Raw genomic sequence first — 24,915 nt, forward strand, 5'->3', positions numbered from 1 at the left:
AGGGGATGCCGATGACCAGGAAAAACCGTGCGCTGACCGCCCTGCGCCTGACGCTTGTGGCCGGCGCGGCCTCTGTCGCGCTGGGCGCTCAAGCCCAGACCGCCCTGCCCGCCGTGGCGCCGATCGCCGAAACCGCGCCGACCGCGCGCAACGACGCCAACACCGGGGTGCTGGTGTTCGACGCCGCCGGCGGCATGCGGATCGCCGGCAGCGGCGGCCTGGGCGGGGTCGAGCTCTATGGCGCGGACGGGGCGCGGCTGGCCTCGGTTCCGGCCGGCGAGGTGGTCGGGCTGGACGTCCGCTACGGCGTGTCGCTGAACGGCAAGTCCGAAACGGTGCTCGGGGTCATCGACGCCCAGCAGTCGAAACTTCGCTTCTTCACCGTCGGCGAGGGCTTGACCGAGGTCACGGCCGGAACGCTGTCGGCCGGTCTGTCGGCGGAATCCGGTTGCCTCTACAAGAGCCCGCTGGACAGCAGCCTGTTCATGTTCGCCCTCGGGGCCGCCGGCGAGATCGAGCAGTGGTCGATCTTCGACAACGGCCAGGGAAGGCTGGACGGACGACTGGTCCGCCGGCTGCACATCGCCTCCGAGGCCAGCTACTGCACCGTCGATGACGTCAGCGGCGCGATCTACATCGCCGAGCAGGCGGTCGGGGTCTGGAAGTTCGACGCCGAACCGGAAGCCGAGACCATCCCCACCCTGATCGACGCGGTGGGCCTTGGCCGGATCACCGAGGAGGCCGGCGGCGTCGCCGTCGTCGATGGCGGCCCGGGCGCCCGCTACCTGATCACCTCCAACGCCTCGGCCAACAGCTTCCACGTCTTCAACCGCGAGGACGGCCACAAATACCTGGGCAGCTTCACGGTGGCGGGCGTCGAGAACGCCGGCGGCCTGGCGGCCGGCAAGGGCCTGTTCCTGGCCATGGACGACGACAACCCGGCCGGCGCCAACTACAAGCTGGCCCGCTTCGGCGATATCGCCGCCGCCCTCAAGCTCAATGCCGGCGCGCCGGCCGATCCGCTGGCCGCCCTGCCCGCGCCGCTGCCCATCGTCCGGCCCATCGCCGAGACCCAGCCGGTCGGCCAGGGCGGCGACGCGGCCGATGACCCGGCCATCTGGGTGAACCGGGCCGATCCGGCCAGGAGCCTGATCATCGGCACCGACAAGCAGGCGGGCCTCGGGGTCTATGACCTGACCGGCAAGCGGCTGTCCTTCGCCGCCGACGGCAAGATGAACAACGTCGACCTGCGCGACGGCTTCAAGCTGGCCGGCCAGCCGGTCACCCTGGTCACGGCCAGCGACCGCACAAAGAACGCCATCGCCATCTATGCGCTGGACGGGGCCAGCGGGACCCTGCGCAACGTCTCTGACGGGGTGCAGGGCACGGGCCTGGGCGACCCCTATGGCCTGTGCATGTACCAGGGCAAGGGCGGCAGGACCTACGTCTTCATCAACGACACCGACGGCAAGATGCGCCAGTGGCGGCTGGATCCGACGACCACCGGAACGGTCAAGGCGGTTCTGGTCCGTGAGTTCGCCTTCGCCACACAGACCGAAGGCTGCGTCGCCGACGACGAGACCGGCTGGCTCTATGTGGCCGAGGAAGATGTCGCCCTGTGGCGGCTTAACGCCGAACCCAAGGGGGCGGAGAACCGCACCCAGGTGACCAGCGTCGCCTCCAACCCGGCCCTGAAGGACGACCTGGAGGGAGTGAGCCTCTATCTGCAGCCCGGCGGCAAGGGCTACATCGTGCTCTCCAGCCAGGGCAACAACAGCTATGCGATGTTCCGGCGCGAGGGCGACAATGCCTATGTCGGCTCCTTCGCGGTGGTCGCCAACGGCCCGGCCGGCATCGACGGTTCGTCGGAGACAGATGGCCTCGATGTGACCAGCCGGCCGATGGGGCCGCTGTTCCCGAACGGGGCCCTGGTCACCCAGGACGGCCGCAACGTCAGCCCGCCCGAGCCGCAGAACTTCAAGATCATCCCCTGGAAGGGCATCGAAGCGGCGCTGAAACTCTCCGCCCCCTGACCCACAGAAAAAATCTATGCCAAGTCCAATATCTATCGATTGGACTTGGCCTTCCTTTGGGTGTCGCCTGTGGGTTGCAGCGCCGGCCCCGACCGGCGCCAACGTCTGGAGGACACGATGGCCCACGATGGAAGTGACGAAGGCTCGCCGCTGAGCTGCCCGATCAAGGAACCCGCCGCGCTGCGACGCCTGCTCGGCCGCACCAACCGCGACTGGTGGCCCAACCAGCTGTCTCTGGAGATTCTCCGGCAGCACGGCGACAACGGCAATCCCTATGGCGCGGCGTTCGACTATGCCGAAGCGTTCAAGTCGATCGACTACGCCGGCCTCAAGCGCGACCTGACCGCCCTGATGACCGACAGCCAGCCCTGGTGGCCGGCCGACTACGGTCACTACGGCCCGTTCTTCATCCGCATGGCCTGGCACAGCGCCGGCACCTACCGCAGCGGCGACGGCCGGGGCGGCTCCTCGGCCGGCGGCCAGCGGTTCGCGCCGCTGAACAGCTGGCCGGACAACGGCAACCTCGACAAGGCCCGCCGCCTGCTGTGGCCGATCAAGCAGAAGTACGGCGCCAAGCTCAGCTGGGCCGACCTGATGATCCTGGCCGGCAATGTCGCCATCGAGTCGATGGGCGGACCGACCTTCGGCTTCGGCGGCGGCCGCGCCGATATCTTCGAGCCGCAGAAGGACATCTACTGGGGCACCGAGGAAGAATGGGTCGGCGCCACCCGCATCGACCAGGAGAGCGGCCGGGCGCTGGAAAACCCGCTGGCGGCCATCCAGATGGGCCTGATCTACGTCAACCCGGAAGGCCCGGGCGGCAATCCCGACCCCCTGCAGTCGGCACGCGACATCCGCGAGACCTTCAGCCGGATGAGCATGAACGACGAGGAGACCGTCGCCCTGACCGCCGGCGGCCACACCTTCGGCAAGGCGCACGGGGCCGGCGACGCCTCGCTGGTCGGGGTGGAGCCGGAAGGCGCCGACATCGCCTCCCAGGGCCTGGGCTGGACCAGCAAGCATGAGAGCGGCATGGGCGATCACACGATCACCAGCGGCATCGAGGGCGCCTGGACCCCGACCCCGATCCAGTGGACCCACAACTACTTCCACATGCTGCTCGACTACGAGTACGAGCTGGTGCGCAGCCCGGCCGGGGCCAAGCAGTGGCAGCCGATCAACCCGAAGCCCGAGGACCTGGCGCCGGGGGCCCACAGCCCCGATCGCCGCGTGCCGACGATGATGACCACGGCCGACATGGCCTTCAAGATGGACCCCGAGTACCGCAAGATCTCGGAGAAGTTCCGCGACGATCCGGCCTATTTCGCCGACGCCTTCGCCCGCGCCTGGTTCAAGCTGACCCACCGCGACATGGGCCCCAAGGTCCGCTACCTGGGTCCGGAAGTGCCGGCCGAGGATCTGATCTGGCAGGATCCGATCAAGGCCAGGGGTTCCGACATCGAGCCCGCCGACATCGCGGCGCTGAAGGTCGCCATCGCCAACTCCGGCCTGTCGGTCTCGGACCTGGTCAGCACCGCCTGGGCCTCGGCCGCGACCTACCGCGGATCGGACCACCGGGGCGGGGCCAACGGCGCCCGCATCCGCCTGGCGCCGCAGAAGGACTGGGCGGTCAACGACCCGCCCAAACTGGAGGCGGTGCTGGACACGCTTGGCCGGATCAAGGCCGAGTTCGACAAGGGCGGCCGGACCGTGTCGATGGCCGACCTGATCGTCCTGGCCGGCGGCGTCGGCGTCGAACAGGCGGCGAAGGCGGCGGGTCACCCGATCGAGGTCCCCTTCCACCCGGGCCGGGCCGACGCGACCGACGAGGAGACCGACGCCCACAGCTTCGAGGTGCTCGAGCCCAAGGCCGACGGCTTCCGCAACTATCTGTCGGTCAAGTTCAGCGTCCCGACCGAGGAACTGCTGATCGACCGGGCCCAGCTTCTGCGCCTCACCGCGCCGGAGATGACGGTGCTGGTCGGCGGCCTGCGGGTGCTGGGCGCCAACCAGGGCGGCAGCAAGCACGGGGTGTTCACCGACCGCGTCGGGGTGCTGACCAACGACTTCTTCGTCAACCTGCTCGACATGGGCGTCGCCTGGAAACAGGTCGATGACTCCGGCGACGAGGAATTCGTCGGAACGGACCGGGCGAGCGGCGAACAGCGGTGGACCGCGACGCGGACTGACCTGGTCTTCGGCGCCAACTCCGAGCTGCGCGCCCTGGCCGAGGTCTATGCCTGCGACGACGCCGCCGAGAAGTTCGTCAGGGACTTCGTCAGCGCCTGGAGCAAGGTGATGAACAACGACCGCTTCGACCTGCCCAAGGGCGTGCGTCGCTAAGTCCCTTTCCGATAGCGCTTGTCTTCCGCCGGGGCAGTCACCTGACTGTCCCGGCGATTTCTTTTTGAGACCCGCCGAAGCATCGCGGGCAAGGGATGGAGACCGGTCATGAAGGCGATTGAGGTTCACGGCGGCGGCGGACTGGACAAGCTGGCTCTGGTCGAGCGGGCCGATCCGGGCGAGCCGGGCAAGGGCGAGATCAAGGTTCGTCTGCGCGCCTCCTCTCTGAATTACCACGACCTGATGGTCGTCAAGGGCATGATCCCCACCCCCGGCGACCGTGTGCCGATGTCCGACGGGGCCGGCGAGGTCGTCGCCGTCGGCGAAGGCGTCACCGACTTCAAGGTCGGCGACCTGGCCGTCTCGACCTTCTTCCCCGACTGGCTCGACGGCGAGCCGCCGGAAACCTCGTTCAATCGCGTGCCTGGCGACGGCATCGACGGCTACGCCCGCGAGCAGGTCATCATGCCGCAAACCGCCTTCACCCAGGCGCCCAGGGGCTGGAGCGCCGCCGAGGCCGCCACCATCACCTGCGCCGGCGTCACCGCCTGGCGCTGCCTGGTCGGCGACGGCCACCTGAAGGCCGGCGAGACGGTGCTGGTCCAGGGCACCGGCGGGGTGTCGATCTACGCCCTGCAGATCGCCAAGGCCTTCGGCTGCGAGGTCATCGCCACCTCCTCGTCGGACGAGAAGCTGGAGCGGCTCAAGGCGCTCGGGGCCGACCACCTGATCAACTACAAGACCACCCCGGGCTGGGGCGGCAAGGCCCGCGAGATCACCAATGGCCGCGGCGTCGACCACGTGGTCGAGATCGGCGGCTCGGGCACCATGCCCCAGTCGATCACCGCGGCCCGCATCGGCGGCCACATCGGCCTGATCGGCGTGCTGGCCGGCTACTCCGGCGAGATTCCGACCGTGGCCATCATGGGCAAGTCGATCAAGCTGATCGGCCTGACCGTCGGCAGCCGCCGCCACCAGCAGGACATGGTCCGCGCCATCGACGTGACCGGCTTCAAGCCGGTGCTCGACAAGCACTTCCCGCTGGAGCAACTGGGCGCCGCCTTCGCGCACCAGGAAAGCGGCACGCACTTCGGCAAGATCATCGTCGATATCTAGGTGTTGGCGTGGAGCGCCTTCAGGTGCTCCACCTCTTCAGCTGAGCCGATCATCACCGACACCCGCTGGTGCAGGCCGGTGACGGGGGTGTCGAGGATGTCGGTCATGCCGTCGAAGGCCTGGCCGCCGGCCTGATCGACGATCAGAGCCATCGGATTGGCCTCGTACATCAGGCGCAGGCGACCGGCGCGGTCGGGCTCCCGCTTGTCCCAGGGATAGAGGAAGACGCCGCCCCGGGTCAGGATGCGGTGCAGGTCGGCAACCATCGAGCCGACCCAGCGCATGTTGAAGTTCCGGCCACGCGGGCCGTCCTTGCCGGCCAGGACCTCATCGACATAGGTCTGCACGGGCGCGGCCCAGTGGCGGTAGTTCGAGGCGTTGATAGCGTACTCGCTGGTCCGGGCCGGCAGGGTCATGCGCTCGGCGGAGCGGTTCCAGATGTTGGTTTCGGGATCGAGGGTGAAGCCCGCGACGCCCTCCCCCGTGGTCAGCACCATGGTCACCTGCGGACCGTAGACGACATAGCCGGCGGCGGCCTGGCTTCTGCCCCGCTGCATCAGGTCGGCGGCGACCGCCGGGCGGTCCGGAATGGCGCCGAGCGCCGGCAGGATCGAGAAGATGGTGCCGACCGAGACGTTGACTTCGATGTTGCTGGAGCCATCCAGCGGATCGAACAGCAGGTAGTAGCCCCCTTCGGCGGTCAGGTCGCGGACCGGGATGATGTCATCCTGTTCCTCCGAGGCCATGGCGACCAGGGCGGGGCTGCGGGCGGCGACGCGAACCAGGATGTCGTCGGCCAACACATCGAGCCCCTTCTGCACTTCGCCCTGCACGTTCACCGAGACGGCGGCGCTGTGGTCGGCCCCGCCGCGGCGGACGACGGCGGCGATCTCCACGCAGGCGTCGGCGACGGCGAGGATCAGCTCGGCCAGGGCCGGGTGAGCGGTGGCGAGGTGGTCGGACAGGGTCAAGGCAGGCTCCAGGTGGCGGCGCCGCGCCCCTTAGCAAGGTTCGGCCGGCGCGCGAAGCGGCGCTATCGAAGCGGCGACCTACTATAGCAGACGGCGCGAAGGCCGGTTCCGTCGAAAAGCTTGCCGGCGTTGGCTTTGCGCGTGCCTGGAACGCTGTGAATGTGGGGCGCGGCGTAGGGGCGGCGTAGGTCGAAGGGCGGGGTTTGTAGGCTGGATCGTGACCGGTCCGGCCTACGGCCGCGGGACGGCGGCCTTCGGAGGTCCGAAAGGCGCGATAATTTCACCCGGTGTTTATTCGCCCCTTATCCCGGCGAGGCTGGCTCCCCCGCGCTACAGGATGAAGCCGCTGCCGCCGGTGACCTGGCCGGTGAAGGTCAGGGCGAAGTCGGAGACGCCGTCGCCGTTGTTGTCGAGGGTGAGCGTGGTGACCTTTGTGACGCTGCTGTAGGTCAGCACCGCCTGGCCGGCCACGCCGGTGAAGGCCGCCGCCCAGGTGAAGGCCTGGTTGCCGCCAAGGCCCGTGTTGGCGTCGATGGCCGACAAGTCGACGGTGTCCAGGGCGCCGTTGAAGTCGGTGATCCGGTCCGCACCCCCCGGTGCGGAGTCCGTGATCGTACTGAACACGAACCGGTCCGAACCCGAACCGCCGGTCATGGTGTCGAGCCCGATCCCACCGATCAGGACATCGTCACCGTCCCCACCGAGCATGCGGTCATCCCCCGCGTCGCCCCAAAGACTGTCATTGCCGGCGTCGCCGCTGACCGTGTCGGCGTCGTCGCCGCCGTGGATCTGATCGACTCCGTCGCCCCCATAAAGGCTGTCGAGACCGGCTCCGCCCCAGAGGGTGTCGTCGCCGGCCTGGCCGAGGAGGGTATCGGCGCCGGCATCGCCCCAGGCCTGGTCGGCGTCGTCGCCGCCGTAGATCCTGTCGGTCCCGTCGCCCCCATAGAGCCTGTCGGCCCCGGCATCGCCGGACAGCTGGTCGTCGCCGGCGTCGCCCTTGAGGAGGTCGATGCCGAGGCCGCCATTGAGGATGTCGGCGCCGTCGCCGCCGGCCAGGTCGTCGTCGCCGTCTGCCCCGGTCAGCTTGTCGTCGCCGGCGTCGCCGCGCAGGAAGTCATTGCCGATGCCGCCGTTGAGAACGTCGTTGTCGTCGCCGCCGTAGATCTTGTCGTCGCCGCCATCGCCGTTGAGCGTGTCGCCCCCGGCGTCGCCGAGGATCTGGTCGTTGTCGTCGCCGCCGTAGGCGCGGTCGGCGCCGAGGTTGCCGTAGATCTTGTCGGCGCCCGCGCCGCCGGTCAGGGTGTCGTCGCCGTCGAACCCGGTCAGGGTGTCGTCGCCGGCGTCGCCGTACAAAAAGTCGCCATCGATGCCGCCGTTGAGACGGTCGGCACCGGCGCCACCATAGAGACGGTCGGCGCCCGCCTCGCCGTTGAGGGTGTCGTCGTCGTCGTCGCCGCGTAGGGTGTCGTTGCCGGCCCCGGCGGTGAGGATGTCCTTGCCCGCGCCGCCGGCCAGGCTATCGTCGCCGTCGCCGCCGTTCAGCCTGTCGTCCCCGGCATCGCCGCTGAGGTTGTCGTCGCCGGCCTCGCCGTAGAGGCTGTCGGCGTCGTCGCCGCCGACCAGGCGATCATTGCCGTCGCCGCCGTAGAGGCGGTCGATGCCGGCCTCGCCGTTCAGCTGGTCGTTGCCGCCCATGCCCTTGAGCAGATCGTCGCCGGCCCGGCCGAGCAGGGTGTCGCCGCCGACATTGCCGGTCAGGTTGTCAGCGCCGGCCGTTCCGTAGAGGGTCATGCGGGCGACCACCTGCACTGTGGCCACCGCGATGTTGCTGGTCGCAAGCCCGTCGGTGACGGTGACCTGGATCAGCCGGTCGCCGAGCGGCGGGCTGGGGTTGGTGCTGTTGAAGGTGACCAGATGCAGCGCCTGCTGGAAGGCGCTCTCGCTGGCCGGGCCGGTCAAGGTGAGGATGCCCGTGCCGCTGTCGTAGGCCGAGGCGGTGATGCCGAGGGCTGCCAGCGCCGGGAGGTTGCCGATGGCCAGCCGGTCGCCGGACGACGGGTTGGTCAGGCGCAGGGTGGCGCTGGTCAGCACCGTGTCGTCGGGATCGTCGATGAGGACGTCGGCCGGGATGATGGACACCGCTCCGGTGCTGTCGCCGAAGCCGACCACCGTGCCCGTGCCGCCGCGGCTGGCCTGCAGGTCGAGGACCGGGGCGTCGTTGATGCCGTGGACGGTGATGTCGAGGCTGGCGGTATCAATGGCCCCGGCTGTGTCGCGCACCGTGTAGGTGAAGCTGTCGGTCAGGGTCTGGCTGGCGCCCAGGGCGGCGACGGCGGCGTTGGCGCCGTTGACCACGTAGGACCAGGTCCCGTTGGCGTTGAGCGTGAGGGTCCCGTACTGGCCGGCGAAGGCCGAGCCGACCGCGCCGCCGGTGACGGCCGAGACGGTCCTCGCATCGCCGCCGTCGACGTCACTATCGTTGGTCAGGACGTTGCCCGAGCCGTTCGGCCCGCCATCGGTCGCGTCGCCCAGATCATCGCCCGCGACCGGGGCGTCGTTGGCGCCCTGCAGGGTGATGGTGAGGGTGGTGGTGCTGGTGACGCCGACGGCGTCGCGCATCGTGTAGGTGAAGGTCTCGGTCAGGGTCTCGCCGGCCGTGCGCAGGGCGTTCACCGTCGCATTGCCGTTGTCGACGACGTAGGCGTAGGAGCCGTCGGCGTTGAGGGTCAGGCTGCCGTAGGCGCCGGCCAGGGCAGAGCCGAGGGTTCCGACCGTGGCGCCGAACTGGACCTGGGTGACCTCCTGGGTGTCGCCGGCGTCCTCGTCGGTGTCGTTGGTCAGGACGTTGCCGCTCGGGTCGGTCCCGGCGGCGACCCCGGCCTCGACCGCCGTGGCCACATCGGCCACCGCCACCGGCGCCTCGTTGGCGCCGTAGACGGTGATGGTCAGGACGGCGGTGTCGGTCGCCCCAGCCGTGTCGGTCAGGGTGTAGGTGAAGGTCTCGGTCAGGCTGTCGGTCGGGCCGAGCGCCAGCACCGCCGGATCGCTTTCGTCGGTGACATAGCGGTACGAGCCGTCGGCGTTGAGCGTCAGGGTCCCGTGCTGGCCGATCAGGCCGGCACCGACCGTACCGCCGGTGATGGCGGAGACGGTTTTGCTGTCGCCGCTGTCCACGTCGGTGTCATTGGTCAGGACGTTGCCGACCGCGTCGATGGGTACGCCGTCGCCGTCCTTGCTGGCGGCGCCGGCGTCATCGACGGCCACCGGCGCGTCGTTGGCGCCGTGGGTGGTGATGGTCAGGCTGGCGGTCGAGGTCGCGCCGGCGGCGTCGCGAACCGTGTAGGTGAAGGTATCGCTGACCGTGTCGGCGAAGGTGCGCAGGCTGTTCACCGCCGCCTCGTTGACGACGTAGCTGTAGGAGCCGTCGGCATTGAGGGTCAGGGCCCCAAAGTCGCCGTTGAGCGCCGCGCCGAGGGTCCCGCCGTCGAGGGCGGCGACGGTGAGGGCATCACCGCTGTCGACGTCGGTGTCATTGGCCAGGACGTTGCCCGTGGCGTTGGAGCCAGGCGCGGTCCCAGCCTCGGTGGCCGAGCCGGTGTCGGCCACCGCCACCGGCGCATCGTTGGCGCCGTTCACCGTGATGGTCAGGGTGGCCTGGCTGGTCGCTCCAGCGGTGTCGGCCACCGTGTAGGTGAAGACGTCGGTCAGGGTCTGGCCGGCGGCCAGGGCGTTCACCGCCGCGTTGCCGTTATCGACCGCGTAGCTGTAGGTGCCGTTGGCGTTGAGGGTCAGGGCCCCGTAGGCGCCGGCCGAGGCCGAGCCCACCACGCCGCCGCTGAGGGCCGAGACGGTCTTGCCGTCGCCGCCGTCCACGTCGGTGTCGTTGGTCAGGACGTTGCCGCTGGCGTTTGAGCCAGCGGAGGTTCCGGCTTCGGTCGCCGAGCCGGTGTCGGCCACCGCCACCGGGGCGTCGTTGGCGCCCTGGATGGTGATCGTCAGGGTGGTCGCGCTGGTCGCCCCGGCCGCGTCCGTCACCGTGTAGGTGAAGCTCTCGGTCAGGGTCTGGGCCGACGTCCGCAGGGCCTGGACGGCGCTGCTCGCGTTGTTGACCGCGTAGCTGTAGGTCCCGTCGGCGTTGAGGGTCAGACTGCCGTAGGCGCCGGCCAAGGCCGAGCCGACCGTGCCACCGGTCAGAGCGGTGACGGTCTTGCTGTCGCCCGTATCGACGTCGGTGTCGTTGGTCAGCACGTTGCCGGTGGCGTTGGAGCCTGCCGCGGTTCCGGCCTCGACGGCCGTTCCGGTATCGGCGACGGCCACCGGGGCGTCGTTGGCGCCGTGGACGGTGATGGTCAGGGTGGTCGAGCTGGTCGCCCCGGCCGTGTCGGTCACCGTGTAGGTGAAGCTGTCGGTCAGGGTGTCCGTGCTGAGGCGCAGGGCGTTCACGGCCGCATGGGCGTTGTCGATGGCATAGCTGTAGCTGCCGTCGGCGTTCAGCGTCAGGCTGCCGTACTGACCGGCCAGGGCCGAGCCGACGATTCCGCCGCTGACGGCGGAGACGCTCTTGCCGTCGCCGCCGTCCACGTCGGTGTCATTGGTCAGCACATTGCCGGTCGCGTTCGAGCCCGCCGCCGTGCCGGCCTCGGTCGCCGAGCCGATATCGGCCACCGCCACCGGGGCGTCGTTGGCGCCCTGGATGGTGATCGTGAGTGTAGTCGAGCTGGTCGCCCCGGCCGTGTCGGTGACGGTGTAGGTGAAGGCCTCGCTCAGGGTCTGGCCGGCCGTGCGCAGGGCCTGGACGGCGCTGTTGGCGTTGTTGACCGCGTAGCTGTAGCTGCCGTCGGTGTTGAGCGTCAGGCTGCCGTAGGTCCCGGCCAGGGCCGAGCCGACCGTGCCGCCGGTGAGCGCCGTGACAGTCTTGCCGTCGCCGGCATCGACGTCGGTGTCGTTGGTCAGCACATTGCCGGTGGCGTTGGAGCCGGCGACGACGCCCGCTTCCACCGCCGTACCGACGTCGGCCACCGCCACAGGCGCGTCGTTGGCGCCCTGGATCGTGATGGTCAGGGTCGTGGTGCTGGTCGCGCCCGCCGTGTCGCGCATGGTGTAGGTGAAGACTTCGGTCAGGGTGTCCGAGGCCGTGCGCAGGGCCTGAACCACCGCGTCGCTGTTGTCGATGGCGTAGCTGTAGGAGCCGTCGGCGTTGAGGGTCAGCGAGCCATAGTCGCCGGCCAGGGCCGAGCCGAGCGCGCCGGTGGCGGCGCCGAACTTCACCTGGGTGACGGTCTTGCTGTCGCCGGCGTCCGGGTCGGTGTCGTTGGTCAGCACATTGCCGCTGGCGTTCGAGCCCGCCGCCACGCCCGCCTCGACCGCCGCGCCGACATCGGCCACCGCCGTCGGCGACTCGTTGGCCCCGAAGACGGTGATGGTCAGGACAGCCGTATCGGTCGCCCCGGCCGCGTCGGCCAGGGTGTAGGTGAAGGTCTCGGAGATGCTGTCGGTGGGCCCAAGCGCCACCACCGCCGGATCGAGCTCGTCGATGACGTAGGTATAGCTGCCGTCGGCGTTGAGGGTCAGCGTGCCGTACTGGCCGGCCAGCGCCGCGCCGACCGTTCCACCGCTCAGGGCGGTGACGGTCTTGCCATCGCCGCTGTCCACGTCGGTGTCGTTGCTGAGCACGTTGCCGGTCGCGTCGTTGGACGGTCCGCCATCGACCCCGAGGCTGGCCGAACCAGTATCGTCCTCGGCGACCGGGGCGTCATTCGCGCCCTGGACCGTGATGGTCAGGCTGGCCGTGCTGGTCGCCCCGGCCGTGTCCCGCACCGTGTAGGTGAAGACGTCCGTCAGGGTATCGGTGCTGAGGCGCAGCGCATTCACCGCCGCGTTGGCGTTGTCGACGACGTAGCTGTAGCTGCCGTCCGCGTTCAGGGTCAGGGCGCCGTAAGCGCCGGCGAGAGACGCGCCGACCGCGCCGCCGGTCACGGCCGAGACCGTCGTGGCATCGCCGGTATCGACGTCGGTGTCGTTGGCCAGGACGTTGCCGCTGACGTTGGAGCCGGCTGCCGTGCCGGCCTCGACCGCCGTGCCGCTGTCACCCACCCCCACCGGCGCGTCGTTGGCGCCGTGGACGGTGATGGTCAGGGTGGCCGTGCTGGTCGCCCCGGCCGTGTCGCGCACCGTATAGGTGAAGCTGTCGGTCAGGGTGTCGGTGCTCAGGCGCAGGGCATTGACGGCCGCGTTGGCGTTGTTGACCGCGTATGAGTAGGACCCGTCGGCGTTGAGCGTCAGGGCGCCGTAGGTTCCGTTGAGGGCCGAGCCGACCGTGCCGCCGCTGAGCGCCGAGACGGTCTTCGAGTCCCCGGCATCGACATCGGTATCGTTGGTCAGGACGTTGCCGGTGGCGTTGGAGCCTGCCGCCACGCCGGCCTCGTTGGCCGAGCCCGCGTCGTTAACACCGACCGGGGCGTCATTGGCGCCCTGGATGGTCACTGTCAGGGTGCTGGCGCTGGTCGCGCCGGCGGTGTCGCGCAGGGTGTAGTTGAAGGTCTCGGTCAGGGTCTCGCCGGCCAGGCGCAGGGCCTGGACCGTGGCGTTGCTGTCGTTGACCACATAGGTCCAGGTCCCATTGGCATTGACCGTCAGGGTCCCGTAGGCGCCGGCCAGGCCCGAGCCGATCGTGCCGTTGCTGGCGCCTTGGCTGAAGGCGGTGACCGCCTTGGTGTCGCCGGTGTCGACGTCGGTGTCGTTGGTCAGCAGGTTGCCGCTGGCGGCGGAGCCGGCCGATGTCCCCGCCTCGACCGCCGTGCCGCTGTCGGCGACGGCGACGGGGGCGTCGTTGGTCCCGCGAACGGTTATGGTCAGGGTCGTGCTGCTGGTCGCCCCGGACGCGTCAGCCACCGTGTAGGTGAAGCTGTCGGTCAGGGTGTTGGCGGTGGTCCGCAGGGCGTTGACCGCCGCATTGGCGTTGTTGACGGCGTAGGCATAGCTGCCGTCGGCATTGAGGGTCAGGGTCCCGTAGGTCCCGTTCAGCGCCGAGCCGACCGTGCCGCCGGTGACGGCCGAGACGGTCTTCGAGTCGCCCGTATCCACATCCGTGTCGTTGGTCAGCACATTGCCGGTGGCGTCGGAGCCAGCGGCGACGCCGGCCTCACCCGCGATGCCGGTATCGGCCACCGCCACGGGGGCGTCGTTGGCGCCCTGGAGGGTGATGGTCAGGGTCGTGCTGCTGGTCGCGCCGGCCGCGTCCCGCACCGTGTAGGTGAAGCTGTCGGTCAGGGTCTGGGCCGCCGTGCGCAGGGCCTGGACCGTGCTGTTGGCGTTGTCGATGGCGTAGCTGTAGGTCCCGTCGGCGTTGAGGGTCAGGCTGCCATAGGCGCCGGCCAGGGCCGAACCGACCGCGCCGCCGTTGATCGCGGAGACCACCTTGCTGTCGCCGGCATCGACGTCGATGTCGTTGGTCAGCACGTTGCCGGTGGCGTTGGCGCCGGGCGCCACGCCGGCCTCGACGGCCGTGCCGGTATCGACGACGCCGACCGGGGCGTCGTTGCTGCCGCCGATGCTGAAGGTCACGGCCCGGGTGGCGGTCAGGCTGCCGTCATCGACGACCGGGACGGTGAAGGTCTCGGTGACCGTCTGGCCGGTCTGCAGCGCCTGGGTGGCGGTGCGGGCGTTGTCCAGCGCATAGGCCAGGCTGTTGGAGGCGATGGTCAGGACGGCCTGGCCGTAGACGCCGTCCTTGGTCCAGACACCGGCCGGGCCCTGCACCCAGCCGTCGGCGGTCAGGGCTGCGGCGTCATACGCGACCGTGCCGTCAACGTCGGCGGCGGTCAGGGCGACGGTGGAGACCGCCGTGCCGGCGACGCCCTGGCCAACCTCGCGCAGGGTGGCGCTGGGGGCGCCGGCCCGCAGGGTCGGGGCGTCATTGCTGCCGAGGATGTCGATGTTCCAGGCGCCGAGTTGGGCCGGGGTTACGCCGGTCAGGGTGATGCTGTTGGCGCCGGCGGAGATCACGGTATTTCCGCCCGAGGCGCTGGCCGCCGCCAGCACGTCGGCGACGGTGGCGAAGACGGCCGCGTCAAAGCGCAGGAACTCCGTGGCCGGGGCGAAGTCGCTGATGGTGTCCGTGCCGAAGCCGGCGCGGAACACGAAGCTGTCGATGCCGCCGCCGCCGGCCACGCTGTCATTGCCGCCCCCCGCTTCGATGCGGTTGGCGACGCTGGAGCCGGTGATGCTGTCGGCGCCGGCCCCGGTGATGACGTTCTCGACGCCGCTGAGGGTATCGGTGTCGCCATTGGTGTCGATCGCCGTGCCGGCGGCCAGATTGATCGTGACGGCGCCAGGGTCGGCTTCGGCCGCGTAGTCGATCGTGTCGTTCAGGCCCGCCGAGCCAGTGAAGCTGTCGGCGCCGCGCCCGCCGGTAAAGGTCACCGCCGTGGCCGAGGTGAGACCGCTGGCGTCGATGACGTTGGCCCCCGTCCCGCCGCTGATGCGGACGCTGGCGGCGCCCACGGCGCCGGTCAGGGTGACACCGTCGTTGTTGTCGAGGGTGACCTCGACGCGCTCGATGCCGGTCGCTGTGACGTTGGCCGTCGCGTCGCCGTTGAAGGTCGCGGTCGTCGAGCCGGCCGCGCCGGACAGCACCAGGCCGTCGTTGCCGCCGAAGTTGGTCGTATAGAGGGCCAGCACGTCGTCCGCGCCCGAGACGTCGGTGACGGTGTCGTGGCCTTCGCCGAGGCTGACGACGTAGCGGTCGCTGTCCGCCCCGCCCTGCATGGCGTCATCGCCGCTTCCGCCGGTGAGGACGTCGGCGCCGGCATCGCCGAACAGCTGGTCGTTGCCATCGCGGCCGTTCAGCTGATCATCACCCGCCGCGCCGTGGACGGAGTCCGCCCCTGAACCGCCGTGGACAATGTTGGCGGCGCCGTTGCCGGTGACGTCGATGGCGGCGGCGTCGTTGAAGGTGACCGTGGTGACGCCCGGGCCGAGCGCCAGGACGATGCCGGTGGCGCCGGCCGGGGCGTTGATCTTCAGGTCGTCGTCGGCGACGGTCAGGCCACTCTCACCGGCGTAGTCGCCGGCCGTGGCCTGGATGGTGTCGCCGGCCTGGGCCGTGGCGAGGGCTTCCTTCAGGGTCGAGAAGACGCCGCCCCGCTCCTGCACCCAGGCCCAGCCGGCCGGGAAGGCGTTCTGGCCGATGAAGGTTGCTTCCGCATAGGCATTGGCCAGGTCGTAGAACCAGGCGCCGGCCCCCGGGCCGCTGAAGCTGTTGTCCTGGATGTCGCCGCCGGCCGCCCAGGCGACCAGCGCCGCGAAACCTTCGGCGAAGTCGCCGCTGAAGACGTTCTCGAGGATCTGGCCGCCCGTGGCTTCGGTCACCAGGCCCGAGCCGCCCGTGCCGCTGAACAGGCTGTCGAGCACATTGACGCCGGTCGAGGCCGCGACCCCGCTGGCCGTTCCGCGCACCAGCACCAGCGCGACCGCCGCCGCCCCGCCAAAGGTGCTGTCGCTGATCGAGACGCCGTTCTGGCCGCCGCCGAAGCGCAGGCCATAGTCACCGTTGGCGTTGATGGTGACGCGCAGGATCTCGGTCCCGCTGTTGGTCCCCAGGAAATCGACCGCCGCATCGGCCCCGGCCCCGGCGTTGAACACCAGCCGCTCGACCGCATCGCCGCGCAGGGTGATGTTGAGCCCGGCCCCGACTTCCAGCGCCGCCGCCCCGGCCGGGCCGTTGATGATCACCGTCTCGCCGACTGCGTTCTTGATGCGCAGGTCGTCGACATCGACCACGGCCGTGGTCGAGAGGTTGTAGGTCCCGCCCTTGAGGATGACGGTGTCGCCATCCTCGGCGGCGTCGAGCGCCTCCTGCAGGGTCGAGAAGATCAGGTCACCCGCGCTATCGCCGCCGTGCGCCGCATCGACGATCAGGGGCGGCGGCTCGAGGCCCTGGCCCTGGAAGCGCTGCATCTCGATGGCGTAGCCGCTGCCGTCCTGGCCCTGCGAATGCCAGACCGCCACGAAGCCGCGGTCGAGCATGGCGATGGCCGGGCCCGACTGGTCACCCAGGCTGTAGGTGTTGACGAGGACGTCGTCACCATAGGGTTCGGTGGCGTTGCCGGCCGCGTCGAAACGCCGGGCGACGACGCCGTTGCTGGAGCCATCAGCCTGGTAGCTGGTCCAGGCGACAACGAAGCCCCCGTCCGGGGCGGCGACAAGGGTGACCTGGGACTGGTCCTGGTAGCCGACGCCGTTGATCAGGAATTCGCCGCCCACCGCATTGCCGGCGGCGTCATAGCGCTGGCCGGCGATGCCGTAGCCGGAATTGTCCGCGTCGGCGCCGGTGTAGGTCTGCCAGGCGATGACGTAGCCGCCGTCGCTGAGGCCGGCCACGCTGGGATAGATCTGGGCGGAATCGGTCAGGGTGTTGACCAGCATCTCCTGGCCGTCACGCGTGCCGTCGGCATTGAACCGCTGGGCGTAGACGCCCCATTCGGAGCCGTCGTGATTGTAGGCGCTCCAGGTGATGACGTAGTCGCCATCGGTCAGGGCGGCGATCGCCGGGCTGAGCTGCTGATCGGTGGTGGTGGTGTTGACCACCGTATCCGAGACCCCGACCAGCTGGCCGGCGGCGTCGATCCGCCGGCTGGCGATGCCCCAGGTCGAGCCGTCCAGGCCGTCCGACTGCCAGGTGACGACGACACTGCCGTCCTCAAGCAGGGCGGCCTTCACCGCTTCCTGGGTCGAGTTGGTGTAGCTGTTGAGGCGCAGTTCGGCGACGGGATTGCCGCCGGCGTCCAGCAGCGACTGGACCTGCATCTGCGCATCGTACTTGCGGGCATAGACGCCCCAGTCGCCGTCGCCGGCTCCAGTGTTGCCATAGGACTGGAAGACGACCAGGAAGCCGCCGTCGGCCGTGGCCACGACGTTGGCCGTGCGCTGCTCGCTGTTGGCGTAGCTGTTGACGCGGAACTCGGTCAGCGGGACCTGGACCTGATTGCCCTGCCCGTCGGGGACCAGGACGGGGTCGCCATTGCCGTCGAGGACCCACAACGGGTCGCCGTTGCTATCGGTCAGCTGGATGGCGTCGCCGTCGCTGTCGAAGTGCTTGGCGTAGACGCCCCAGCTGGAGCCGTCCTGGCCGTTCGACTGCCAGACCACGACGTACGATCCGTCGTCGAGTTTGGTGACGGAAGGATAGAGTTGGTCGGCGGTGGTGTAGCTGTTGACCTGCTGTTCGACGCCGGCGGTGTCGATGGCCAGTTCGGTGGCCGCATCGGGCAGCGGGATGAGTTTGGCGTCGATGCCGCCGCCGGAGCCGTCCGGCGCTTCCCAGACCACAATGACGCCGGAGCCGTCCGGCTGCACGGCGATGGCGGGGGTGCTCTGGTCGCCGGCCGTGGTTTCGTTGAGGCGGAACTCGGCCCCGACCGCGTCGCCGGTGGCGTCGAAGCGCTGGGCGTAGACACCCCAGCTGTCGCCGTCCTGGTTGGCGCTGGTCCAGGCGACCATGAAGCCGCCGTCGGGCAGGCTGGTGACGCGCGGCTCCTGCTGGGAGTCGTAGGCGTAGGCGGAGACGTGGAACTCGCCGCCGCGGGTCGTGCCGTCGGCGTTGTAGACCTGGCCGTAGACGCCGTAGCCCGAGCCGTCCTGGTTCAGGCTGTGCCAGGTGACGACCACGCCGCCATCGGTCAGGGCGGCCATGGCGCCGCCCTCGGCCCCCTGCTCCGAGGTGGTGGTGGTGTTGACGAGCATCTCGCCGTCGGTCCCCAGACTGGTCACCGGATGGCCCGAGGCGTCGTAGAAGCGGATGTACTGGCCGCCGCCGCTGGCGTCGGGTCCATACCAGCTGAAGGCGAAGCCGCCGCCGGCCAGCTGGACCACGGCGCCATGCTGCTGGCTGCCGGCCACGGTGACGTTGATGCGCACCTCGCTGGAGGCGACGCCGGCCGCATCGTACATCTGCACCACCGAGCCGTCGGCGGCGTAGCGTTTCGCATAGATGCCCCAGGTCTCGTCGCCCGGCTGGCCCGGCGCCGCTTCCTGGTCGAAGGACTGCCAGGTGACGATCCAGCCGCCGTCGGCCAGGGCCGTGACCTCGGGCCAGTACTGGTCGCGGGCCGTGGTGTCGTTGATGCGGACGGCCGTTCCCGGCCCGGCCCCGTCGAGGGCCAGCTTGACGCCGTCGGCGTCGAAGCGCTGGCCGAACACACCCCAGCCGCTCTCGTCCTGCTGGGTCCAGCTGACCAGGAAGTCGCCGTTGGCCAGCACCGTCACATCGGGGCGGTTCTCGTAGTAGCCGGTGTAGGTGTTGACGATGAACTCGGCGCCGGCGGGCGTGCCGTCGGCGTTGAACAGGCGGCCGATGATGTCCTCGGCGGCGCCGCCGGCGTTGCTGTCGCTGGTCCAGATGACGACGAACGAGCCATCGGCGAAGGCGGTGACCTGAGGGTCGTACTGGCTGCCGTTGGCGGTCGTGTTGACGTCGAACTCGTCGTTGAACGGCAGCTGGACCTCGGCCACCGCATTGACGGTGACGCGGATGCTGTCGGTGTTCCAGGCGACGTCGCCGCCGACGGTTTCACGCGATTGGGCGCGCAGGGTCAGGGTGAAGTCGGCGTCGCTGTCGGCGGGCGGGGTGATGGTCAGGCTGGAAAGGGTCCAGCCGGCGATGTCGACCGTGCGGTCGGCGGCGGTGGCGGTGAAGCTGTGGGTCCCGTCGCTGAGCGTGGCGCCGACCGGGATGTCGGAGACTTCGAGCGTCAGGGTTTCGGAGCCGTCGGTATCGGCAAGGCCGGCGCTGACGGTCAGGGCGATGGCCGTGTCCTCGTCGCCGGTCGTGTCGCCGGCCGACAGGGTCGGACGGTCGGCGACCGCGCCGTTCGGACCGGTGTCGAAGGTGAAATGCTGCTGGAAGACACCGTTGCCGCTGCCATCCTGGCCGGTCGAGGTCCAGACGACGGTAAATCCATCGCCGACCACGCTGATGGCCGGATCGCCCTGGTAGCCGGCGCCGTAGCTGTTGACCCGCTGCTCCTCGCCCAGCACGCGGCCGTCGGCGGCGAAGCGTTTGACGAAGACATCGACGCCGTCGAAGCCGTCGTTGTGATCGCTCTGCCAGGTCATCAGCACGCCGCCGTCGGGCATGGCGACCAGATCGGGCAGGACCTGGGTCCCGGCCACATGGCTGGTCATGACGAACTCGCCGCCGACCCGGCCGCCGGCCGCGTTGTAGATCTGGCCGACCAGGCCCGCGCCGTTGCTGTCGGCGACATCGGACTGGAAGACGACAAGGAAGCCGCCCCCGGCCAGGCCGACGACGCGCGGGTCGGACTGGTTGCCGTAGGTCTGGTCATTGACCCGGAAGTTGTCGGTCGCCGCCGAGCCGTCGGGCTGCATGCCGCCCAGCCGGGTAACGACGCCGCCGCTCAGGCCATAGCGCTGGCCGAAGACCGCCGTGCCGTAGCCGTCGGTGTCGTTGTCGCGCCAGACGATTACGAAGCCGCCGTCGGCGGTGGCCGCCACGGCGGGCAGGTATTCGCCGGCGTCGCTGCCGTTGAGGCGGGGGATCTGCAGGTTGACCTGCAGGTCGGCGCCCACCGGATTGCCGGCGGCGTCGAACACCCGGGCCTCGACCTCGCCGTTGTCCTGGTGCCAGGTGATGACGAAGCCCCCCGCGTTGGGGCCGGTCAGGGCTGTGATCTGGGCGTCGTACTGGTTGCCGGCGGCGCCGGAATTGACCTGGAACTCGCCGCCGGTCGCATTGCCGGCGCTGTCGAAACGCTGGGCGAAGATACCGTAGCCGGCGCCGTCGCCCTGGCTCGACTGCCAGGTGACGACATAGCCCCCGCCGGCCAGGGCGGCGACCTGGGGATTGGTCTGGTCGCCGGTCAGGGTGGTGTTGACGGTGAACTCGGAACCGATCGGCTGGCCGTCGGCGCCATAGCGCTGGGCGAAGACGCCGTTCGAGGAGATGTCGCCGGTTCCCCGGCTGGGGGCGCTGCGCCAGACGACGATGTAGCTGCCGTCCGTGAGGGTGGCGATGTCGGCGCCGGACTGGTCGTGGGCCGACTTGCTGTTGACCTGGCTCTCGCCGCCGGTCGGGGCGGCCGGATTGGCGTCGAGCTGGAAGCGCGTGCCGAAGATGCCCCAGCCCGAGCCGTCGCCCCAGTAGCCGTCGGCTTGCGGGTCGTGGCCCTGCCAGACGGCGATGACGCTGCCGTCGGCGCCGGCCGCCAGGAAGGGGAAGGTCTGTTCGCCGTAGGTGCGGCTGGCGTCGAGCGGAAACTCGCCGCCGACAGAATCCCCTTCCGAATCAAAACGCTGGCCGAAGACTCCGTAGCCATACATGTCTTCGCCCTGGCCGTGCCAGGCGATGAAGAACCCGCCGTCGGACAGGGCGACGGCCTGGGCCTTGCTCTGGTCGCCGGCGGTGACGCGGTTGGCGAGGAACTCGTCGCTGCGGGCCGAGCCGTCGGCGTTGTAGACGCGGCCCATGACCGCCCAGCTGGAGCCGTCGTTGTTGTCGCTCTGCCAGACGATCAGGTAGCCGCCATCGCTGAGGACGGTGACGTTGGGGTGGAACTGGTTGCCGGCCAGCGTCTGGTTGACGACGGCCTCGGCGCCGACCGGCTGGCCGGCGCTGTCGAAGCGGCGGATGACCACGTCGTGGGCCGAGCCGCCGGCCTGGCCATTGCTGTTCCAGACCGCAATGAAGCCTCCGCCCGGCAGGCCGGTGATCGAGGGCCAGCTCTGTTCGTTGGCGGTGGTGGTGTTGAGCCGGAACTCGTCGGCGCCGACCCCTGCCCCGTCGCGGCTGACCGCCTGGCCGGCGGCGTTGTAGCGCTGGGCGTAGGTTCCGTAGCTCGAGCCGTCCTGGCCGTCCGAATGCCAGGCGATCAGATAGCCACCGTCGCTGAGGGCGGTGATGTCCGAATGCATCTGGTAGGTGGCGTAGCCGTTGAAGCTGTTGACGAGGGTCTCTGCCCCCGGATTGCCGCCGGCGTCGTAGACCCGGCTGAAGACGCTTTGGTAGCTGTAGTAGGGATCGCCGCCGCCGGCCGGGGTGATCTGGCCAAAGCTGCTCCAGGTGACAACGAAGCCCCCTCCGGCCAGGGCGACCACCGAAGCCTCCATCTGGACGGACGGCGTGTAGCTGTTGACCTGGAATTCGGTTCCGATGGCCGAGCCGTCGGCGGCGTAGCGCTGGCCGAAGACGCCCCATTCGGCGCCATCCTGGTCGCGCGACTGCCAGACCACGACGTACGACCCGTCGGCCCAGCTGGCCACGGGCGAGCGGGAGACCTGGTCGCCGCCGATGTCGAAGACCTGGTCGCCGGTCGTGTAGCTGTTGACCCGTTCGGAGCGGCCGCCGATGTCCATGGCGTCGGCGCGGGCATCGACGGTGACGAAGACCTGGTCCTCGTTGGTGACGCTGTCGCCGCTGGCGCTGTCGGTCGAGGTGGCGCGGATGCGCAGGGTAAAGTCGGCCTCGGAGTCCGGCGCCGGGGTGATGGTCAGGCCGGACAGCCGCCAGCCGGTGACATCGACGCTCGTCTGCGCGGCCGAGGCGGTGAAGCTGTGGCCGTCGCCGTCGCTCAGGGTCGCCCCGACCGGGATGCCGGCGACGCCGATCGACAGGGACTCCGTGCCGAGCGCCGCGCCGGACAGGGCGGCGGTGACGTCGAGAGCGATGGCGCTGTCTTCGCCGCCATGAACGTCGGCGGCGACCAGGATCGGCCGGTGGGCGGTGTCGGCGGACGCGTTCAGGCCATCGACCGTGAAGCGCTGGCTCCAGATGCTGCCGCCCGAGCCATCATAGGTCTGGCCGTATTCGCTGGTCTCGTGCTCCCAGGTGACGATGAAGCCATCCGCCGTGGCGGCGACCGATGGCCAGCGCTGGTTGCCGAGGTCATGGACGGTATCGACCAGGAATTCCTCGTTGAGCACGCTGCCGTCGGCGGCGAAGCGCTTGGCGTAGATGTCCTGGCCGTGGGAGGCGTCGGGCTGTTCGGACATCCAGACGAGTACGAAACTCCCGTCCGCCAGGGCGGCGACGGCGGGGTCGGCCTGGGTGCTCCACTGGCCGCCGTTGACCCGCAACTGCGGGCTGCGCAGGGTTCCGTCTGCATTGTAGACCTGGGCCCAGACGGCCAGTCCGGACTGGTCGCTGTGGTTGGACGAGAAGGTCAGGACGAAGCCGCCATCGGCCAGGGCGGCCATGCAGCCGTACTTCATGTACTGATCGTGCAGGGTCTGCAGGTTGACCTGCCAGCTGGCGGACGCGGCCGAGCCGTCGGCGTTGGTCCCGCCGACCAGGGCGCCGGTCACGTCGTAGCGGCGGGCGTAGAGGCCTTCGCCGGAGCCATCGTTGCCGCTGTCGGCGAACATCACGATGAAGCCCCCGTCGGCCAGGCCGAGGACGCGGCCCTGGTGCTCGGAGCCGTCGGAGGTGTTGACGCTGTCGGCGACGCTGACCCGGGTCTCGGGCCCGACCTTGGCGCCGGCGGCGTCGAAGCGCTGGAAGAAGACGTCGTAGCTGCTGCCGCCGTTCATGAAATAGCCGCGGTAGACGGCGACGAAGCCCCCGTCCGCGAGGGCGGTGACGGCGGGGTAGATCTGCTCGCCGGCGGTCGTCTCATTGAGGCGGAATTCGCCGCCGGCCTTGCTGCCGTCGGCGTTGAACAGCTGGCCGATGGAGACGAGGTCGCCGTCGCCGGACTGGCCCGTTGTCCCCCAGACCACCAGGAACTTGCCGCCGACCAGCTGGGTCACCTGCCAGCCGCTGTCGTAGGGCTGATCCCCTGCCGTGGTCGTGTTGACCTGGAACTCGGCCCCGGCCCGCGTGCCGTCGGCGTTGTAGCGCTGGGCGAACAGGCCCCAGCCGGAGCCATCGCCGCTGTTGTAGGTGGTCTGGCTCTGCCAGACGATGACGTAGGACCCATCGGCGGCCGAGGCGACCTGCGGCAGGCGCTGGTTGAAGCCGGTGGCGGTGTTGACCTGGTCCTCGCCGCCGGCCCGGACGATGGCCTCTTCCAGGGCGTAGGTCTTCTGGTAGACGGTCCAGCCATCGCCATCGCCGGTGGTCGAATGCCAGACCAGCTGGAAGCCGCCCTCGAAGGCGCGGATGGACGGCACATACTGGTCGCCGATGAAGTTGCCGGTGTTGGCCAGCACCTCGCCCCCGACCTTGTCGCCCTCGGCGTCGAAGCGCTGGTAGAAGACGGCGGCCCCGTTGTTGTCGGCGGCGTGCCAGACGACCAGGAAGCCCCCGTCGCTCAGGGCCTGAACCTGCGAGCCCTCGCGCACCGGGCCGTTGGACTGATCCCCGCCGGCCGTGGTGCTGGCGCGGAACTCGTCGCCGGCCGGAACCCCGGCGGCGGTCAGGACGCGGGCGTAGACGCCATAGCCGCTGCCGTCCTGGCCATAGCTGCTCCAGGTGACGACGATGCGGCCGTCTTCCAGCTGCGTGGCGGCCGGCCAGATCTGTTCGCTGGGGGCGTACTGGCTGATGCGGAACTCGCCGGCCGCGACCGTGCCGTCGGCATTGTAGAGCTTGCCGAAGATATCGACCGAGCCGTCCAGGTGGCGGCTGCCGTAGAGCATCAAGAGCTTGCCGTCGGCGAGGGCCAGCTGGTTATTCCAGCCCTGCTCGTTGGCCGTCGAGGTGTTGATCAGGGTCTCGGTGCGGCTGTTGCCGTTGGCCGCCCCGTCCCAGCCGACGAAATTGCCGGCGCCGTCGAAGCGCTGGGCATAGACGCGGTAGGTGCTGGCGTCGCCGGGGCCGGCGTTGGAGGCCCAGCTGATCACATAGCCGGTCCCCAGGGCGGTGACCTGCGGGTCGGCCTGCCGCCCGGCGGTGGTGACCGGAACCAGCACCTCGGCCCCGATCGCCGCGCCGTCGGCCCCGAACAGACGGCTGTAGACCCCCTCGCCCGACCCGTCCTGGCCATCCATGCTGACCCAGACGAATACGAACTTGCCGTCCGGCAGCACGGTGATGTCGGGATAATACTGCCGCCCGTCCGTCGTCGAATTGACCAGCACCTCCTGGGCTCCGAGGGTCGCTCCATCGGCCGACACCTTCTGGCCGGCGGCATTGTAGCGCTGGAACCAGATGCCGCCGTTGGCGTCGCCCGCCTGGCCCGAGGAGATCCAGGCGATGACGTAGCCGCCGTCCGGCAGGGTCGCGACCGTGGGGTAGTTCTGCGATCCGGCGGTGGTGGTGTTGACGACGGTTTCGGTGCGCTGGTTGGGCATCGGGGGCTGTCCTTAGACGGAAGCGGCCGCGCGGCGGTGGGCCGGGCGGCTGGCGGAATAACAGGGCGTAGGGGTGCGGGGCGTGGGGGTGCGGGGCATGGCGGCGCCGGCGCTGGCGGCGCGGCGTGACGACGGGTCTGCAAAGTGACGCATGCACAGGTCCCCCGGCGACGCCGGCCGCGGGGGACGGACAGCGCGCCTGC

5 protein-coding genes are annotated in these 24,915 nt (G+C 69.9%); 3 read left to right on the forward strand and 2 right to left on the reverse strand.

Going from position 1 to position 24,915, the window contains the following annotated elements; translation table 11 throughout:
• The first annotated feature begins 11 nt into the window (after window positions 1-11).
• The 3 genes from O5I81_RS15155 (at window position 12) to O5I81_RS15165 (ending at window position 5,492) form a co-directional block, all read left to right on the forward strand.
• Window positions 12-2,033 carry a phytase gene (locus tag O5I81_RS15155; protein ID WP_271065694.1) on the forward strand — a complete coding sequence of 674 codons (2,022 nt, stop codon included), beginning with the start codon at window positions 12-14 and terminating at the stop codon, window positions 2,031-2,033.
• A gap of 117 nt (window positions 2,034-2,150) precedes the next feature.
• A complete protein-coding gene (gene katG, locus O5I81_RS15160) occupies window positions 2,151-4,376 on the forward strand; it encodes a catalase/peroxidase HPI (protein WP_271065695.1) in 2,226 nt (741 codons plus the stop codon).
• A gap of 108 nt (window positions 4,377-4,484) precedes the next feature.
• Entirely contained in the window at window positions 4,485-5,492 is a 1,008-nt protein-coding gene (locus O5I81_RS15165; protein WP_271065696.1) for an NAD(P)-dependent alcohol dehydrogenase, read from the forward strand.
• Here O5I81_RS15165 and O5I81_RS15170 read toward each other — a convergent pair.
• Both O5I81_RS15170 and O5I81_RS15175 read right to left on the reverse strand, forming a co-directional pair.
• A complete protein-coding gene (locus O5I81_RS15170) occupies window positions 5,489-6,463 on the reverse strand; it encodes a class 1 fructose-bisphosphatase (RefSeq protein WP_271065697.1) in 975 nt (324 codons plus the stop codon). The genes O5I81_RS15165 and O5I81_RS15170 overlap by 4 nt on opposite strands.
• A 330-nt stretch (window positions 6,464-6,793) precedes the next feature.
• Window positions 6,794-24,712 (reverse strand): VCBS domain-containing protein, encoded by a 17,919-nt coding sequence (locus tag O5I81_RS15175; RefSeq protein ID WP_271065698.1) that lies wholly within the window; start codon window positions 24,710-24,712, stop codon window positions 6,794-6,796.
• Window positions 24,713-24,915: the final 203 nt, after the last annotated feature.

Source organism: Caulobacter sp. NIBR1757 (genome assembly GCF_027912495.1).
GTDB lineage: Bacteria > Pseudomonadota > Alphaproteobacteria > Caulobacterales > Caulobacteraceae > Caulobacter.